General features: G+C 52.0%; 18 protein-coding genes and 3 tRNA genes. 16 read left to right on the forward strand and 5 right to left on the reverse strand.

What is annotated here, in order from left to right:
* The first annotated feature begins 115 nt into the window (after positions 1–115).
* The 7 genes from uvrY to OGV67_RS08555 all read left to right on the forward strand — a co-directional run bounded on the left by uvrY (position 116) and on the right by OGV67_RS08555 (position 4508).
* The gene (gene uvrY, locus OGV67_RS08525; RefSeq protein ID WP_012131932.1) at positions 116–769 is read left to right on the forward strand and encodes a UvrY/SirA/GacA family response regulator transcription factor; all 654 of its coding nucleotides are present in this window, start codon (positions 116–118) and stop codon (positions 767–769) included.
* A complete protein-coding gene (gene uvrC, locus OGV67_RS08530; protein ID WP_115614233.1) occupies positions 769–2601 on the forward strand; it encodes an excinuclease ABC subunit UvrC in 1833 nt (610 codons plus the stop codon). Before uvrY ends, uvrC begins: the two co-directional genes overlap by 1 nt.
* Positions 2602–2657: 56 nt before the next feature.
* A complete protein-coding gene (pgsA, locus tag OGV67_RS08535) occupies positions 2658–3206 on the forward strand; it encodes a CDP-diacylglycerol--glycerol-3-phosphate 3-phosphatidyltransferase (RefSeq protein ID WP_012131934.1) in 549 nt (182 codons plus the stop codon).
* A gap of 151 nt (positions 3207–3357) precedes the next feature.
* Positions 3358–3433: transfer RNA gene (locus OGV67_RS08540), tRNA-Gly, on the forward strand.
* 52 nt (positions 3434–3485) lie between these two features.
* Positions 3486–3559 (forward strand) — tRNA-Cys (locus OGV67_RS08545).
* A 12-nt stretch (positions 3560–3571) separates the two neighbouring features.
* Positions 3572–3658, forward strand: a tRNA-Leu gene (locus tag OGV67_RS08550).
* 184 nt (positions 3659–3842) lie between these two features.
* Positions 3843–4508 (forward strand): YecA/YgfB family protein, encoded by a 666-nt coding sequence (locus tag OGV67_RS08555; RefSeq protein ID WP_115614234.1) that lies wholly within the window; start codon positions 3843–3845, stop codon positions 4506–4508.
* A 32-nt stretch (positions 4509–4540) separates the two neighbouring features.
* On the opposite strand, the gene tyrP is transcribed toward OGV67_RS08555, so the two are convergent.
* Entirely contained in the window at positions 4541–5752 is a 1212-nt protein-coding gene (gene tyrP, locus OGV67_RS08560) for a tyrosine transporter TyrP (RefSeq protein ID WP_286465403.1), read from the reverse strand.
* 228 nt (positions 5753–5980) lie between these two features.
* Here tyrP and OGV67_RS08565 point away from each other — a divergent pair, with 228 nt between their 5' ends.
* The gene (locus OGV67_RS08565) at positions 5981–6220 is read left to right on the forward strand and encodes a YecH family metal-binding protein (protein WP_012131938.1); all 240 of its coding nucleotides are present in this window, start codon (positions 5981–5983) and stop codon (positions 6218–6220) included.
* A 33-nt stretch (positions 6221–6253) separates the two neighbouring features.
* Here OGV67_RS08565 and ftnA read toward each other — a convergent pair whose 3' ends face one another.
* Both ftnA and OGV67_RS08575 read right to left on the reverse strand, forming a co-directional pair.
* A complete protein-coding gene (gene ftnA, locus OGV67_RS08570; RefSeq protein ID WP_012131939.1) occupies positions 6254–6751 on the reverse strand; it encodes a non-heme ferritin in 498 nt (165 codons plus the stop codon).
* Positions 6752–6945: 194 nt separating this feature from the next.
* Positions 6946–7281 (reverse strand): YecR-like family lipoprotein, encoded by a 336-nt coding sequence (locus OGV67_RS08575; RefSeq protein ID WP_047464021.1) that lies wholly within the window; start codon positions 7279–7281, stop codon positions 6946–6948.
* A gap of 259 nt (positions 7282–7540) precedes the next feature.
* Between OGV67_RS08575 and OGV67_RS08580 the strand changes: the two genes are divergently transcribed.
* Entirely contained in the window at positions 7541–8179 is a 639-nt protein-coding gene (locus OGV67_RS08580) for an RpiB/LacA/LacB family sugar-phosphate isomerase (protein WP_115614235.1), read from the forward strand.
* 111 nt (positions 8180–8290) lie between these two features.
* On the forward strand, positions 8291–8542 hold the full coding sequence (yecJ, locus tag OGV67_RS08585; protein ID WP_012131942.1) for a DUF2766 family protein YecJ: 252 nt from the start codon (positions 8291–8293) through the stop codon (positions 8540–8542).
* Positions 8543–8604: 62 nt separating this feature from the next.
* Here yecJ and OGV67_RS08590 read toward each other — a convergent pair whose 3' ends face one another.
* Positions 8605–9108, reverse strand: a complete 504-nt coding sequence (locus OGV67_RS08590) for a non-heme ferritin-like protein (protein WP_012131943.1) — start codon at positions 9106–9108, stop codon at positions 8605–8607.
* Positions 9109–9596: 488 nt separating this feature from the next.
* Here OGV67_RS08590 and OGV67_RS08595 point away from each other — a divergent pair, with 488 nt between their 5' ends.
* The 6 genes from OGV67_RS08595 (at position 9597) to otsA (ending at position 16458) form a co-directional block, all read left to right on the forward strand.
* Entirely contained in the window at positions 9597–10154 is a 558-nt protein-coding gene (locus tag OGV67_RS08595) for a DJ-1/PfpI family protein (protein WP_012131946.1), read from the forward strand.
* A gap of 318 nt (positions 10155–10472) precedes the next feature.
* The gene (gene araF / locus OGV67_RS08600; RefSeq protein ID WP_012131947.1) at positions 10473–11462 is read left to right on the forward strand and encodes an arabinose ABC transporter substrate-binding protein AraF; all 990 of its coding nucleotides are present in this window, start codon (positions 10473–10475) and stop codon (positions 11460–11462) included.
* A gap of 114 nt (positions 11463–11576) precedes the next feature.
* The gene (gene araG, locus OGV67_RS08605; RefSeq protein ID WP_024130241.1) at positions 11577–13091 is read left to right on the forward strand and encodes an arabinose ABC transporter ATP-binding protein AraG; all 1515 of its coding nucleotides are present in this window, start codon (positions 11577–11579) and stop codon (positions 13089–13091) included.
* Between the two features lie 15 nt (positions 13092–13106).
* A complete protein-coding gene (araH, locus tag OGV67_RS08610; RefSeq protein WP_024130242.1) occupies positions 13107–14093 on the forward strand; it encodes an arabinose ABC transporter permease AraH in 987 nt (328 codons plus the stop codon).
* Between the two features lie 165 nt (positions 14094–14258).
* Entirely contained in the window at positions 14259–15062 is an 804-nt protein-coding gene (otsB, locus tag OGV67_RS08615) for a trehalose-phosphatase (RefSeq protein ID WP_024130243.1), read from the forward strand.
* The gene (gene otsA / locus OGV67_RS08620) at positions 15037–16458 is read left to right on the forward strand and encodes an alpha,alpha-trehalose-phosphate synthase (protein WP_024130244.1); all 1422 of its coding nucleotides are present in this window, start codon (positions 15037–15039) and stop codon (positions 16456–16458) included. Before otsB ends, otsA begins: the two co-directional genes overlap by 26 nt.
* A gap of 6 nt (positions 16459–16464) precedes the next feature.
* On the opposite strand, the gene uspC is transcribed toward otsA, so the two are convergent.
* Positions 16465–16893 carry a universal stress protein UspC gene (gene uspC / locus OGV67_RS08625; protein ID WP_115614236.1) on the reverse strand — a complete coding sequence of 143 codons (429 nt, stop codon included), beginning with the start codon at positions 16891–16893 and terminating at the stop codon, positions 16465–16467.
* Between the last annotated feature and the right edge of the window lie 235 nt (positions 16894–17128).

A 17128-nucleotide genomic window follows, 5' to 3' on the forward strand; every position in this document is an offset into this window, starting at 1 on the left:
AACGAGAGCAAAATCGAATGCCCCACGTTTTTTACGTTTCAAAGTTGAGATAAAACCCGCTAATATAGGGTCGATTAACTATCAGTAGCGTTATCCCTATTCTGGAGATATTCCTTTGATCAACGTTCTTCTTGTTGATGACCACGAACTGGTGCGCGCAGGGATACGACGCATTCTGGAAGATATAAAGGGCATAAAGGTTGTCGGTGAAGCCTGTTGTGGCGAGGACGCCGTAAAGTGGTGCCGCGCGAACGCCGTCGACGTTGTGCTGATGGACATGAACATGCCCGGAATCGGCGGTCTTGAGGCGACGCGCAAAATTGCCCGCTCAAGCGCTGATATTAAAGTGATCATGCTGACGATCCATACGGAAAACCCGTTACCGGCGAAAGTCATGCAGGCCGGAGCCGCAGGGTATCTGAGTAAAGGCGCTGCGCCTCAGGAAGTGGTCAGCGCGATTCGTTCGGTTTTTTCCGGGCAGCGTTATATTGCTTCAGATATCGCTCAACAGATGGCGCTGAGCCAGATTGAGCCTGAGAAAACAGAAACGCCTTTTGCCAGTTTGTCTGAACGCGAGTTGCAGATTATGCTGATGATCACCAGGGGCCAGAAGGTTAATGAGATCTCGGAACAACTGAATCTCAGTCCTAAAACGGTGAACAGCTATCGCTACAGAATGTTCAGTAAACTAAACATTCATGGTGATGTTGAGTTGACTCACCTGGCAATTCGCCACGGCCTGTGTAATGCGGAGACGTTAACAAGCTAGTGAGTGTTCTGTTTGATGCGAAAGCATTTTTAAAAACCGTGACCAGCCAACCCGGCGTTTATCGTATGTATGATGCCGGTGGTACGGTTATTTATGTCGGTAAAGCGAAAGACCTGAAAAAACGGCTTTCCAGCTATTTCCGCAGCAACCTTGCTTCGCGAAAAACCGAAGCATTGGTTGCGCAAATTCAGCAAATTGATGTCACGGTGACGCACACCGAGACCGAAGCGCTATTGCTCGAACACAACTACATCAAATTGTATCAACCGCGCTATAACGTGTTATTGCGCGATGATAAATCCTATCCTTTCATCTTTCTCAGCGGTGACACTCATCCACGCCTGGCAATGCATCGCGGGGCGAAACATGCCAAAGGTGAATACTTTGGCCCGTTCCCGAACGGGTATGCCGTGCGTGAAACCCTGGCCCTGCTGCAAAAAGTCTTTCCCATTCGTCAGTGCGAAAACAGCGTCTACCGCAACCGCTCGCGTCCTTGTCTGCAATATCAGATTGGCCGCTGCCTCGGGCCGTGCGTAGAAGGACTGGTGAGTGAAGATGAGTATGCGCAGCAGGTGGAGTACGTTCGGCTGTTTTTATCCGGGAAAGACGATCAGGTTCTGACCCAATTGATCGCCCGAATGGAAAAAGCCAGCCAGAATCTGGAATTTGAAGAGGCCGCGCGCATACGCGACCAAATTCAGGCTGTGCGCCGCGTTACTGAGAAACAGTTTGTCTCCAATACTGGCGACGATCTGGACGTTATCGGCGTGGCGTTCGATGCGGGTATGGCCTGTGTGCATGTGCTTTTTATCCGCCAGGGCAAGGTGCTGGGCAGCCGTAGCTATTTCCCGAAAGTGCCGAACGGGACGGAACTGGGCGAAGTGGTGGAAACGTTCGTCGGCCAGTTCTATCTGCAAGGCAGCCAGATGCGCACGCTGCCAGGAGAGATCCTGCTGGATTTCAACCTGAGCGATAAAACGCTGCTGGCGGATTCTTTGTCCGAACTGGCCGGGCGGCGTATTAATGTGCAGACCAAACCGCGCGGCGATCGCGCTCGTTACCTGAAGCTGGCGCGAACCAATGCCGCGACGGCGCTGATCAGCAAACTGTCGCAGCAATCGACGATCACGCATCGTCTGACCGCGCTGGCAAGCGTGCTGAAGCTGCCTGCGGTGAAGCGGATGGAGTGTTTTGACATCAGCCACACGATGGGAGAACAGACGGTGGCCTCCTGCGTGGTTTTTGACGCTAACGGGCCGCTGCGTGCGGAGTATCGTCGCTACAACATTACCGGAATTACGCCGGGCGATGATTATGCGGCGATGAATCAGGTTCTGCGCCGACGCTATGGCAAGGCGATTGAAGAAAGTAAGATTCCTGACGTTATTCTGATTGATGGCGGTAAAGGCCAGCTTGGTCAGGCGAAGACCGTTTTTGCTGAACTGGATGTGCCGTGGGATAAAAATCATCCTTTATTGTTGGGCGTTGCTAAAGGCGCCGATCGTAAAGCCGGTCTGGAGACGTTGTTCTTTGAACCCGAAGGGGAGGGCTTTAGCCTGCCGCCGGATTCGCCTGCGCTGCACGTTATTCAGCATATCCGCGATGAATCGCACGATCACGCCATCAGCGGGCACCGCAAAAAACGGGCGAAGGTGAAAAACACCAGCACGCTGGAAACTATCGAAGGCGTCGGGCCAAAACGTCGACAAATGCTGTTGAAATATATGGGCGGTTTGCAAGGACTACGTAACGCGAGTGTTGAGGAAATTGCAAAAGTGCCGGGTATTTCGCAAGGTCTGGCAGAAAAGATCTTCTACTCGTTGAAACATTGAGGTCTCTGTAGCAACATAGGGGTAATTTCTCTGACAACAGATAGTTACCCGTCACTATGCAATTTAATATCCCTACGTTGCTCACGCTGTTTCGCGTCATTCTGATCCCATTCTTTGTATTGGTGTTTTATCTGCCATTTACATGGGCTCCCTTCGTTACTGCGCTAATCTTCTGTATCGCCGCCGTGACCGACTGGTTCGACGGTTTTCTGGCGCGTCGCTGGAACCAGAGCACGCGTTTTGGCGCGTTCCTTGATCCGGTGGCGGATAAGGTGCTGGTGGCGATCGCCATGGTGCTGGTGACGGAGCATTATCACAGCTGGTGGGTGACGCTGCCTGCCGCGACCATGATTGCGCGTGAAATTATTATTTCCGCGCTGCGTGAATGGATGGCCGAGCTGGGCAAACGCAGCAGCGTGGCGGTCTCCTGGATCGGCAAAGTGAAAACCACCTCGCAAATGGCGGCGCTGGCGTGGCTGCTGTGGCGTCCAAACATTTGGGTGGAATATGCCGGGATCGCGCTTTTCTTCGTTGCTGCCGTGCTGACGCTGTGGTCTATGTTCCAGTATTTGAGCGCTGCACGCGGGGATTTGCTTGATCAGTGATCGTTTCGCCGCAAATTTCAGCAAACGATCGTGGGTGGCGAAAAATATCGTTGACTCGTTGCGTCAGGTAAGTAGAATGCAACGCATCGAACGGCGGCGCAGGTTACCAGACGATAACAAAATCAAGTGATTAACAAAGTTACTTGATGATGCGGGAATAGCTCAGTTGGTAGAGCACGACCTTGCCAAGGTCGGGGTCGCGAGTTCGAGTCTCGTTTCCCGCTCCAGTTTAAAGACATCGGCAATAGCGGGTGTCTGGCTGAAAAGCCTGAAGAATATGGCGCGTTAGCAAAGCGGTTATGTAGCGGATTGCAAATCCGTCTAGTCCGGTTCGACTCCGGAACGCGCCTCCACTTTCTTCCCGAGCCCGGATGGTGGAATCGGTAGACACAAGGGATTTAAAATCCCTCGGCGTTCGCGCTGTGTGGGTTCAAGTCCCACTCCGGGTACCATGGGAAAGACAAGAATAATCAAAGCAATAAGCAGTGTCGTAAAACCACCTCCGGGTGGTTTTTTTGTGTCTGTCATCTGTTCGCTGATGATCTTGTCTGCCATTCCTTCCCCAATAAGTATCCCTTACTTCGTCAGCCATGTAAGATAATTGCGGGCGAGAGTATTTCACTGAGGAAAAGCGTTATGAAAACAGGACCGTTAAACGAAAGCGAGCTGGAATGGCTGGATGATGTACTGACAAAGTACAATACCGATCACGCGATTCTGGATGTGTCAGAGTTGGATGGTTTACTGACGGCTGTACTCAGTTCGCCGTATGAGATTGAGCCAGAGCAATGGCTGGTCGCGGTATGGGGTGGGGCGCAGTATGTTCCGCGCTGGTCCTCTGAAAAGGAGATGACGCGTTTTATGGAACTGGCGTTTCAGCATATGGCGGATACGTCAGACAGGCTTAATGAGTTCCCGGAACAGTTTGAGCCGCTGTTCGGTCTGCGTGAAGTCGAAGGTCATGAGCTGACCATCGTGGAAGAGTGGTGCTTTGGCTATATGCGCGGGGTCACACTCTCTGACTGGTCCACCTTACCGGATACGCTACAACCCGCGCTGAAAGCCATTGCGCTGCACGGTACGGAAGAGAACTTCGCCGTGGTTGAAAAAATGTCACCAGAAGCGTTTGAAGAGAGCGTTAACGCGATTCGTCTGGCGGCCCTGGATTTACACGCGTACTGGATGGCGCACCCGCAGGAAACGCCGGTGCAGGTGCCGGTAAGGGCGGAAGTAAAGGTAGGGCGCAACGATCCTTGCCCCTGCGGCAGCGGTAAAAAATATAAACAGTGCTGTCTGCACTAAACACAAAAAAGGGGCTTAGCGCCCCTTTTGTTTTATCCCACTTCAGGCAGCAGCCCGGCGGCGATACAGAACTGTACGCCGATCACCACTATCCCACAGGTAAAGCCGAGGGCTAATGCCGGAACGCCGCCCGCTACGCGATACGTTGCCTGCGGATTATGCTTCCTGCTTTGCCACGCGAGCAGGGAAGGGATCAGCAACGCCAGTACCGCCAGCGCGACGCCAGCGTATCCCAGCGCCATCACAAAGCCGCGCGGGTAAAAGAGTGCGAATGCCAGTGGCGGCAGGAAGGTAATCGCGCCGGTTTGCAGACGCCCGGCGACGGTGTTGCGTCGCTGGAACAGATCTGCCAGATAATCAAATAATCCCAGTGCCACACCCAAAAACGATGTCGCCAGCGCCAGGTCGGCAAACAGATGCACCGCCAGTTCAACGTGCGGCGAGGCAACCACCTCACGCAAGGCCTGCAACAGGCCATTTAACCCGGCATGATCGGCCAGCAAACCCATAAAGGTAGAGGAGTTGATACTGCCGAGCGTGGCAAGCTGCCAGAAAATGTATGCCACCAGCGGGATTGCGCTACCGGTGATAAATACCCATCGCAGTTTGCGAATATTACCGTTCATATAGCTGACGATGCTGGGTACGCTGCCGTGAAAACCGAACGACGTAAAAATGACCGGAATTGCTGATAACGCCAGACCCTGTTGCAGCGGCAGCGTAAGCAGATTCACTTTATGAATATGCGGCATCAGCAGCGCCAGCATGGCGATCAGGAAGATAATTTTGGCGCTGAAGAGAAAGCGGTTGAACAGATCGACCAGCGAGGTTCCGACGCACACGACGCCGCCGGCAACCACGGTGAACAGCAAAACGCCCATCGCCGGAGACATATCGGCGCCCGTCCAGTCGCTGATGCTTGAGGCCAGCAGTTCGCCAGCCCCGCTGATATAGGCCGCTGTGAGCGCATACATCAGAAACATCATGCTAAAGCCGGTGATCCATTGCCCATAACGTCCGAGGTAGCGTTTTGCCAACGTTCCTAACCCGGTATCTGCCGGAACGTGTTGATATACTTCCAGGAGCAACAGCGCGGTGTAGCACATCAATGCCCATAACCCAATCAATAACGCCAGTGTGACGCTGAAACCAACGCCAGCGGCGGCCAACGGCATCGCCAGCATACCGGCGCCGATAGTGGTGCCCGCCACGATAAAAACACTACCCAGAGTTCTATTTTTCACGCTTTCCTCTGTCCCAGAGATAATCAACGGTTATATCTGCGGCGCAGGGTAAGGCATAACATTATTTTCGTCAAATGACCGTTACAACATGTGTATACCATTGTTTACGAAAATTGGCATGAAGGCATGCGCCACCACGATTGCATCGGCTGTGCATGTAAACCTGCGTTAGCGCAAAGCGGTATTCGCCGGCTCCCGGTAGGCTACAGGCTTTATTGAGGAGGATGTATGGATTCTATTCACGGCCACGAAGTGCTGAATATGATGATTGAGTCAGGCGAGCAGTATTCGAATGCCAGCCTGGAAGCGGCGATTACGGCGCGTTTTGGTGAACAGGCGCGTTTTCATACCTGTTCGGCTGCTGATATGACGGCGGCGGAGCTGGTGGCGTTTCTGGCGGCGAAGGGTAAGTTTATTGCGAAGGATGACGGCTTCTCTACGCACGAAAGCAAGATCTGCCGTCATTGAGCGTAAACGGTGAGGGGGCCTCACCGTTTAATTTTAGTTTTGGGTATCAAGCGTAGACAGTTCTTTATCGATGAAGTACAGACCTTCACCGCTTTTCCCTGCCAGCGTTAATTTATCAATAATAGATTTAAATAACTTCTCTTCTTCATGCTGTTCAGCGACATACCATTGCAGGAAGTTGAATGTCGGATAATCCTGGTTGGTCATCGCGGCATGCGCCAGTTCATTAATTTTCTGCGTAATTAATTGTTCGTGTTCGTAGGTGGCGCGGAACAGTTCATCCAGTGAAGCATATTCGGCAGCAGGCGAAGAGATCGTATTGATGCACGGTAAGCTACCGGTATCGGTCAGATAATCGAACAGACGCTGCATATGCGTCATCTCTTCCTGCGCGTGACGACGCAGGAACGCTGCCGCCCCTTCAAAGCTATGGTAGCTGCACCATGCGCTCATCTGTTGGTAGAGCAGAGAAGAATATAATTCAAGGTTCATTTGCTCATTCAGTTTGTCGATCATTTCTGTTTTCAGCATGGTTCCGCTCCACAAAGAATCATTATACGTTGATGTGGCGTCACTATAATTTGTTATTTAATTATTTGCAAAAGGTAAAATAATAAATTTAATTATTAAAAATGCGAATGGGAATAAAACGCATTAACGCTATTAAATATAAAAATATGCAATGAGAATAATTAAAGCCAGCAGCGTCATGCTGGCTAAAGATATTAATATCCGCCAGCGGATATTGGCTGGATGGCTACGCCCTGACACTGATAAGACAGCGTGATTCTGGTGTTCATACACAGCGAACCGGCATAAACGCTACAGGTTGACACTGGCTGACCAAATGCGATGGCGTTGGCGTATCCCATCTGCTGACATTCGCGTGTCGCCGTACCGTGCGCAACATAATCATCCGCGCGCGCTGTTTGCATCATCGCCTGGTTATAACTGAGGCGGACAATCCCGCTTGTCGGGTTGGTTTCACTGACCTGCGCTTGCTTGGTGAGGGTACATCCCGTCAGGGCTATGAGTGAGAGGCCAAGGATAAAGGTTTTCATAATATCGCTCTGAGAATCCGGTGACAGCACATCCTATCTTGAACAGTAGACATTCAATGGCCTGAATAGCTTAAGAATTGCCCATGATTAATCCCAACGACACCGGCTCTTTGTGCGATACGGGAAAAGTGTGAGCACATCTTAATTTTTTAAAACCATTTTTCACTAAATTTGAAAGTATGTTTGCGAGATAGTAATGTGACGTATACGTCAACGACTCACGGCGGGGGTTCCCGCGACGCATTCAGGAGAAGACAGAATGAAAATTGCACTGATGATGGAAAACAGCCAGGCAGCTAAAAATGCCACCATTCATCGCGAGCTTAAAGCGGTAGCGGATGAAAAGGGATTCCCTGTTTTCAACGTCGGGATGAGCGATGAAAACGACCATCATCTGACTTATATCCACCTTGGTATTATGGCCAGCATTCTGCTTAACGCCAAAGCGGTGGATTTTGTTGTGACGGGTTGCGGCACCGGGCAGGGCGCGCTGATGTCGCTGAATATTCATCCGGGCGTGGTGTGCGGCTACTGCATCGACCCGGCGGATGCGTTCCTGTTTGCGCAGATTAACAACGGTAATGCGCTTTCTCTGCCATTCGCAAAAGGCTTTGGCTGGGGGGCGGAGTTGAATGTGCGTTTCATCTTTGAAAAAGCATTCACCGGCCGTAACGGGGAAGGGTATCCACCAGAACGTAAAGAACCGCAGGTGCGTAACGCGGGCATTCTGAACCAGGTGAAAGCGGCGGTGGTGAAAGAAAACTATCTGGATACGCTGCGCGCTATCGATCCTGAACTGGTGAAAACGGCGGTCTCCGGCCCACGTTTCCAGCAGTGTTTCTTTGACAATTGCCAGGATAAAGAGATCGAAGCGTTCGTTCGCGACCTTCTCGGTTAATCTGTCATGCCAGCCGGATAACGCGGCGTTTATCCGGCTTACCGCGTTTGCTTTGCTACCGTTTCTTCTCCTGAATGGGTACTATGGCGGCCTTTCTATAAGGAGCTTACTATGTCCCAACCACTGAACGCCGATCAGGAACTGGTCTCTGACGTTGTTGCCTGCCAGTTAGTTATCAAACAGATTCTGGATGTTATTGACGTTATTGCCCCGGTTGAAGTTCGGGAGAAGATGTCCAGCCAGTTGAAAAACATCGATTTTACCAGCCACCCTGCCGCTGCGGACCCGGTTACTATGCGGGCCATTCAAAAGGCGATTGCGTTGATTGAACTGAAATTCACGCCGCAGGACGAAGCGCACTAAAGTAAAGCGACTGCGTAACAGCCTCCCGGCACGGGAGGCGTAACGCCGTGGCAATATAGCGGTTAGTGGTGTTGATAGTTGACGACGTTGAGTAAGTGTTTGTCCGTTTGCACCATACACAATCCCGCGCGTTTTGCGCTGCGAACTTCATCGAGAATCGTCTGTAACAGAACGCCATCCTGCTGCTGATCTTTTTCCAGGTCGTGGAGAAAGTTGAGCGTTGGCGCGTCATTCATTGCTTTGGCTTCGTCGGTTAAGCGTGAGAGCGTACTGGCGCGTTGCTGATACTCATCCAGCGTTTTTTGAAATAACTCTTCAAGACAGGTTAACTCTTCGCCGGGAACATCAATGGCTCTCACGATGGGGTTGGCGCCTGCGTTCTTCATAAAATTGAACATGCGCATCATCTGGGTCACGTTTCCCTGCGCCTGGGTACGAAGAAAGGTCGCCGTGCCGGTCAGACTGTGGTCAAAACACCAGTCGCTCAGGTGGAGGTAGAGGTTAGATGCGTAAAACTCAAGGTTCATTTGGGTGTTGAGCTTATGAACCATTCCAGCTGTCGCCATATCAATATCCTTATTTCCAGAAAGGGTGATGCGCGTTACTCATGTATGCGCAATGAATACTGTTAGCAGAATAAATCCGTTCTGCCGGTCCTTTATGTGATCAAAAAGCTGATTCCGTTGCCGATCGAAAATAAGCATAGCGCCAGTACGGCTATAAGAAAATCCTTAAATCCAAATGTTTATATTTTTTTACAGTTTGCTGAAGGTATATCGCTGACGGAGAATGTAAGAATATAACGGATGTTGATATACATGATTGATTTTACGTGATTTTAAATTGATATTTATTTTTTGAAATGATGTTTCATATCACAAAAGAAAATACACCGGCGTGTTAGGATCGAATAATTAGCGGGCGAAACAGTTCTGGCCGAAATTATCGACAACGTTTTTTGCGCCAGATCATTTTTGCCCATTATTTTAAATATAACCGAATGAACAATTCGTCATTTCGGTGTGATTAACACGAGTAAAGCGAGGAGTCGTAAATGAAAAAGGTCGCTGTCCTGCTGGCGCCAGGATTCGAAGAAGCAGAAGCCGTGGTCACTATTGATATTCTGCGTCGCCTGAATATTGATGTTGAAACGCTGGCCTGCGCGGAATCTCGCGCGGTAGTGAGTTATCACGATATTCCAATGGTTGCGGACAACACCCTCGCCGGGCGTCTGGACACGTTGTATGACGCCATCGTCTTGCCCGGCGGCCCGCAGGGGAGCGCTAATCTGGCCGCCAGCGCGCAGGTGATCGACTTCGTTTCCCGCCATGACGCTGCGGGTAAATTGATCTGTCCGGTCTGCTCCGCCGCAGCGCGGGTGCTGGGGGGCAATGGTCTGCTGAAAGGGCGCCGTTACGTTTGCTCTGGCGACCTATGGGAAAATGTGACTGACGGTGAATATGTTGATGCGCCGGTCGTGGAAGATGGCAATCTCTTGAGCGGCAAAGGGTTAGGGCATATTTTTGATTTTGCGCTGATGCTGGCTGCTCGTCTGTCAGGGGATGACGCTTCTGTTCGCGATCATGCCGATCATATTTACTATGCCTGGTAAAGCATATTTCCCCGGATGCGCCTGCATTCGGGGACAAGGATTTGCTGGCTGATGTTATGGACTAATCTGCTACCCCTTTTTTATTTGTCTGACAAAACCTTCTTTTTTTATGTCATTTTCCGCTGAATTTATGTACGCAATTACTGTAATTCTGCGGTGTGATGCCGCTCTCCTATGGAGAATCAATTTCCCGCTACAACTAACACCAGCACGGGTATCAATCCTTGGCTTTTAAGGTAATACCTTGTTTTACGGCTAAATTACAAAGAATCGTTCGATTTTACCCTACATAAAAGAACGCTAAAGCTGGAGTTAACCATGCACAAATTTACTAAAGCGCTGGCAGCCATCGGTCTGGCTGCCGTTATGTCACAATCCGCTATCGCGGAAACCATGAAGCTCGGTTTTCTGGTGAAACAACCGGAGGAACCCTGGTTCCAGACAGAATGGAAATTTGCCGATAAAGCCGGGAAAGATCTGGGTTTTGAGGTCATTAAAATTGCGGTGCCGGACGGTGAGAAAACCCTGAACGCCATCGACAGCCTGGCGGCGAGTGGGGCAAAAGGCTTCGTTATTTGTACCCCGGACCCGAAACTGGGTTCAGCGATCGTTGCAAAAGCGCGTGGGTATGACATGAAGGTAATCGCTGTGGACGATCAGTTCGTCAACGCGAAAGGTAAGCCAATGGACACCGTACCGCTGGTGATGATGGCGGCCACGAAAATTGGCGAGCGCCAGGGGCAGGAGCTGTATAAGGAGATGCAAAACCGCGGCTGGGATGTAAAGGAAACGGCGGTGATGGCGATTACCGCTAATGAACTGGATACCGCGCGTCGCCGCACATCCGGCTCGATGGAAGCGCTGAAAGCTGCGGGCTTCCCGGAAAAACAGATCTATCAGGTTCCAACGAAATCCAATGATATTCCCGGCGCATTCGATGCCGCTAACTCTATGCTGGTTCAACACCCTGAAGTGAAACACTGGCTGATTGTCGGCATGAATGATAACACCGTGCTGGGCGGCGTGCGCGCCACCGAAGGTCAGGGCTTTAAGGCGGCGGACGTTATCGGCATCGGCATTAACGGTGTGGATGCGATCAGCGAACTGTCAAAAGCGCAGGCGACAGGATTCTACGGCTCGTTGCTGCCCAGCCCGGACGTACACGGCTATAAATCCAGTGAAATGCTCTACAACTGGGTAACCAAAGATGCGGAACCGCCAAAATTCACTGAAGTGACCGACGTGGTGCTGATCACCCGTGACAACTTCAAAGAAGAACTGGCGAAAAAAGGTTTAGGCGGCAAGTAACACAAATGCCGGATGGCGACGCGAAAACGGCTTATCCGGCCTGCGAATTGCGTATTCAGTAGGCCGGATAAGGCAACGCCGTCATCCGGCAAAATCCTGACTCACGGAGACGTTATGCAACAGCCCACCCCATATCTCTCATTTCGCGGCATCGGGAAAACGTTCCCTGGCGTTAAGGCGCTGACGGATATCAGTTTTGACTGTTATGCCGGTCAGGTGCATGCGCTGATGGGCGAAAATGGCGCCGGGAAGTCCACACTCTTAAAAATTCTCAGCGGCAACTATGCGCCAACCACGGGATCGCTGGCGATCCGTGGGCAAGAGATGACCTTTGCCGACACCACGGCTGCACTGAATGCCGGTGTCGCCATTATTTACCAGGAACTGCACCTCGTGCCGGAAATGACCGTTGCGGAGAATATCTATCTCGGCCAGCTCCCGCATAAGGGGGGGATTGTTAACCGGACGCTGCTCAACTACGAAGCCGGTCTTCAGTTACAACATCTGGGGATGGATATCTCCCCGGATACCCCGCTGAAATACCTCTCGATTGGCCAGTGGCAAATGGTAGAGATTGCGAAAGCGTTAGCGCGTAACGCCAAAATTATCGCTTTCGATGAACCGACCAGCTCGCTCTCCGCCAGGGAGATCGAGAACCTGTTCCGGGTAATTCGCGAACTGCGCAAAGAAGGGCGCGTCATTCTGTATGTGTCGCACCGTATGGAAGAGATCTTTGCACTGAGCGATGCCATTACCGTGTTTAAAGATGGCCGCTACGTTAAAACGTTTACCGATATGCAGCAGGTTAACCATGACGCGCTGGTTCAGGCGATGGTTGGGCGCGATCTCGGCGATATCTACGGCTGGCAGCCTCGCGCCTGTGGCGCAGAGCGGCTGCGGCTGCAAGAGGTGAAAGCGCCGGGCGTTCGCGCGCCTGTCAGCTTATCCGTACGCAGCGGCGAAATTGTCGGACTGTTTGGTCTGGTTGGCGCCGGGCGCAGTGAATTAATGAAAGGGCTGTTCGGCGGAACGCGCATCACCGGAGGGCAGGTGTTCATTGATGAGCAGCCCATTGATATCCGCAAACCGGCGCACGCGATTGCGGCGGGCATGATGCTGTGCCCGGAAGATCGCAAAGCGGAGGGGATCATTCCTGTGCATTCGGTTCGCGACAATATCAACATCAGCGCCCGACGTAAGCATGTGCTGGGCGGGTGCCTGATCAATAACGGTTGGGAAGAGAGCAATGCCGAACACCATATTCGCTCCCTCAATATAAAAACGCCAGGTGCTGAGCAACTCATTATGAATCTCTCCGGGGGGAATCAACAGAAGGCGATTCTGGGACGCTGGTTATCGGAAGAGATGAAGGTCATTTTGCTTGATGAGCCGACGCGCGGTATCGATGTCGGCGCAAAACACGAGATCTACAACGTTATTTACGCGCTGGCGGCGCGCGGTGTGGCCGTGCTGTTTGCCTCCAGCGATCTGCCGGAAGTTCTTGGTGTTGCCGACCGTATTGTGGTGATGCGTGAAGGTGAGATCGCCGGTGAATTACTTCACGAACAGGCGGATGAACGGCAGGCCCTGAGCCTTGCTATGCCTAAAGTCAGCCAGGCTGTCGCCTGAGTAAAGGAGAGTAAGATGTCTTCTGTAACTACATCCGGTTCTGGCGCACCTAAGTCGCCGTTTAGCTTCGGGCGTATCTGGGATCAATACGGCATGCTGGTGGTGTTCGCCGTCCTGTTCCTGGCGTGTGCGATCTTTGTGCCTAACTTTGCCACATTCATCAACATGAAGGGGCTCGGGCTGGCGATTTCGATGTCGGGTATGGTGGCGTGCGGGATGCTGTTTTGTCTGGCGTCCGGCGATTTTGACCTCTCCGTCGCCTCGGTAATTGCCTGTGCCGGCGTCACCACCGCCGTGGTCATCAATATGACCGAAAGCCTGTGGATTGGTGTGGCTGCCGGGCTGCTGCTGGGCATACTCTGTGGACTGGTGAACGGTTTTGTTATCGCGCGTTTAAAGATCAACGCCCTGATTACCACGCTCGCCACGATGCAGATTGTTCGTGGTCTGGCCTATATCATCTCTGACGGTAAAGCGGTAGGGATTGAAGATGAGCGCTTCTTCACCCTCGGGTATGCCAACTGGTTTGGGCTGCCTGCGCCGATCTGGTTAACGGTAGGGTGCCTGGTTATCTTTGGTTTATTGCTGAATAAAACCACGTTTGGCCGCAATACGCTGGCGATTGGCGGGAATGAAGAAGCGGCGCGTCTGGCCGGGGTGCCGGTAGTACGCACGAAGATCATTATCTTCGTTCTCTCCGGGCTGGTGTCGGCGGCGGCGGGGATTATCCTGGCGTCGCGTATGACCAGCGGCCAGCCAATGACCTCCATTGGTTATGAACTGATTGTGATTTCAGCCTGCGTATTAGGTGGTGTCTCCCTCAAGGGCGGCATCGGAAAAATCTCATATGTGGTCGCGGGGGTGTTGATCCTGGGGACGGTGGAAAACGCCATGAACCTGCTGAACATTTCCCCCTTTGCACAGTACGTCGTGCGCGGCTTAATCCTGCTGGCAGCGGTAATCTTCGACCGTTACAAACAAAAGGCGAAGCGCACCGTTTAATGAAATAAACCGTAACTATTCAGTTTAGCTCCTCCCGATAGCCAGCCGCTACCCCGGCTGGCTATTGTCTTTCTAAATGGCGAGCAGCGTCACACTGTCTATACTTACATGGCTAATGGGGCCGATCCGCGCGCCTCAAAAACGATGATTAAGGAGGAGAACAGGGTGGCAGAACCGTTAACCGTATCCCCCGAACTGTCCGCAAACTATGCTTATTTTTTCGATCTTGATGGGACGCTGGCGGAGATTAAACCACACCCGGATCAGGTGGTGGTGCCGCACAATATTCTCCAGCTGTTACACCGCCTCTCGACGCATAACGCAGGGGCGCTGGCATTGATTTCAGGGCGCTCAATGGCTGAACTTGATGCGCTCTCAGCCCCCTTTTGCTTTCCCCTCGCCGGGGTGCATGGGGCGGAACGCCGTGACATCAATGGTAATACCCATATCGTGCGCCTTCCGCAGGCGATAGCACGCGATGTCAGCGCGCAGCTGCACGCCGCGCTGGGAAATCTTCCAGGGGCGGAACTGGAAGCGAAAGGCATGGCCTTTGCGCTGCATTACCGGCAGGCGCCGCAGCATGAGGCGACGTTGCTGGCGCTGGCGCAGCACATTACGCAGAAATGGCCGCAGCTTGCGCTTCAGCCGGGTAAATGCGTGGTGGAGATTAAACCGAAAGGCGCGAACAAAGGGGAGGCCATTGCCGCGTTTATGCAAGAAGCGCCATTTGCAGGGCGTATCCCTGTCTTTGTGGGCGATGACTTGACGGATGAGGCGGGCTTTGACGTCGTCAATAATTTGGGAGGGATTTCAGTCAAAGTGGGTGCCGGGGCGACCCGGGCAACAGGACGTCTGGCAGGCGTTCCTGAGGTCTGGCGCTGGCTGGAAGAAATTAACAATCCACAACAAGAAAAAAAATTAATGAATGACAGGAGAGATGGCTATGGGTCGTTTAGTCGTAGTATCTAATCGAATTGCTCCCCCGGATAATAAAGGCGGCGCGGGTGGCCTGGCAGTTGGCGTACTGGGCGCGTTGAAAGCGGCGGGCGGATTGTGGTTCGGCTGGAGTGGCGAGACGGGCAACGAGGATAAGCCGTTAAAAAAGGTCACACGAGGCAATATGACCTGGGCGTCTTTTAATCTGAGCGAGCAGGACTACGAGGAATATTATTGCCAGTTTTCGAATGCGGTCTTATGGCCTGCCTTCCATTATCGACTCGATCTGGTGCAGTTCCAGCGCCCCGCGTGGGAAGGGTATTCACGGGTGAATGCGCTGCTGGCGGATAAGCTGCTGCCCTTACTGAAAGATGACGATATTATCTGGGTTCATGACTATCATTTATTGCCGTTTGCCAGTGAATTGCGCAAGCGGGGCGTGAATAATCGCATCGGCTTTTTCTTGCATATTCCTTTCCCGACGCCGGAAATTTTCAATGCCTTGCCGCCGCACGATACGCTGCTGGAACAACTGTGTGATTTTGACTTACTGGGATTCCAGACGGAAAACGACCGCCTGGCGTTTCTGGACAGTCTGTCAAGCCAGACCAGAGTAACCACGCGCGGCAGTAAGAGCCACTCGGCATGGGGAAAATCCTTCCGCACTGAGGTCTATCCTATTGGCATTGAACCTGACGAGATCGCACAACAGGCTTCCGGGCCGTTGCCGCCGAAACTGGCGCAGCTAAAAGCGGAGCTGAAAAATGTGCAAAACATTTTTTCCGTCGAGCGTCTGGATTACTCCAAAGGATTACCGGAGCGTTTCCAGGCGTATGAAGCGCTGCTGGAGAAATACCCCCAGCACCACGGGAAAATTCGCTATACGCAGATAGCGCCGACCTCGCGTGGTGAAGTGCAGGCTTATCAGGATATCCGCCACCAACTGGAGACGGAAGCAGGGCGTATCAACGGTAAATATGGACAGCTTGGCTGGACGCCGCTCTACTATCTTAACCAGCACTTTGATCGCAAGCTGCTGATGAAGGTGTTCCGCTACTCGGATGTCGGGTTAGTGACCCCGCTGCGGGATGGTATGAATCTGGTCGCGAAAGAGTTTGTCGCCGCGCAGGACCCGGCAAATCCCGGCGTTCTCGTTTTGTCGCAGTTTGCCGGTGCGGCGAATGAGTTGACGTCCGCGCTCATTGTTAACCCTTATGATCGGGATGATGTGGCCGTGGCGCTCCACCGCGCGTTGACCATGCCGCTTGCCGAACGCATTTCACGCCACGCGGAAATGCTTGAGACGATTATTAAAAATGATATTAATCACTGGCAGCAACGGTTTATTCGCGACCTAAAGGATGTCGCGCCACGTAGCGCTGAAACGCTGCATCGCAATAAGGTCGCCACCTTCCCAAAGCTTGCCTGACGCCCGCTAATCACCGGCAAGCGGGACCAGCAATACATCAACTTCACTGGCGCTAACGACACTTTTCGCTGAGCAGGACGCTCGCGAAAAGAAGCTGTGATTATGATTGCCGCAAATGACCAAATCCACCTGCTGCTTACGACACACATCCAGAATATGCGCGCTTAACTCCCCGTAAGTAATGAACGTTTGTTCAATCGGGTAGTCTGCCTTCACACTCAGTTTGTCGAGAAAATCCTGCGTCTCTTCATGCATCACCTCCCGCAAATCTTCCAGCATGGGGGCGGCGAATTGATTATACAGCTCTGGATCAGAGGCGAGGGTAATCAGGCTAATGCGGGCATTGACGGGACGAGCAATGGAGACAGCTTTCGCTAACAGCTGCTGACTTTCGGGGGTAACGGCGACGGCGACAAGAATATGCGTATAGCTCATAACTCGCTCCTTATTGCAAGAATATGAGGTTTCTTCTTCAGCTTTACTCTGTTTAGTCGAATTCTGCAATGTTTTCCTGTGACGATAGTGTGAAGGTTATCATAATAATTCATTAATTATTCTTATAAATGGAATAGTGGCATAACGCACATTGTAAACGTTATTACGCGCTTTAACTTAAATCGACCAATTATGAAAACAAAATGTTAATTACGATGTAACAAAAATTAACTTG

Source organism: Citrobacter sp. CK188, from assembly GCF_030333525.1.
Taxonomy (GTDB): domain Bacteria; phylum Pseudomonadota; class Gammaproteobacteria; order Enterobacterales; family Enterobacteriaceae; genus Citrobacter_B; species Citrobacter_B koseri.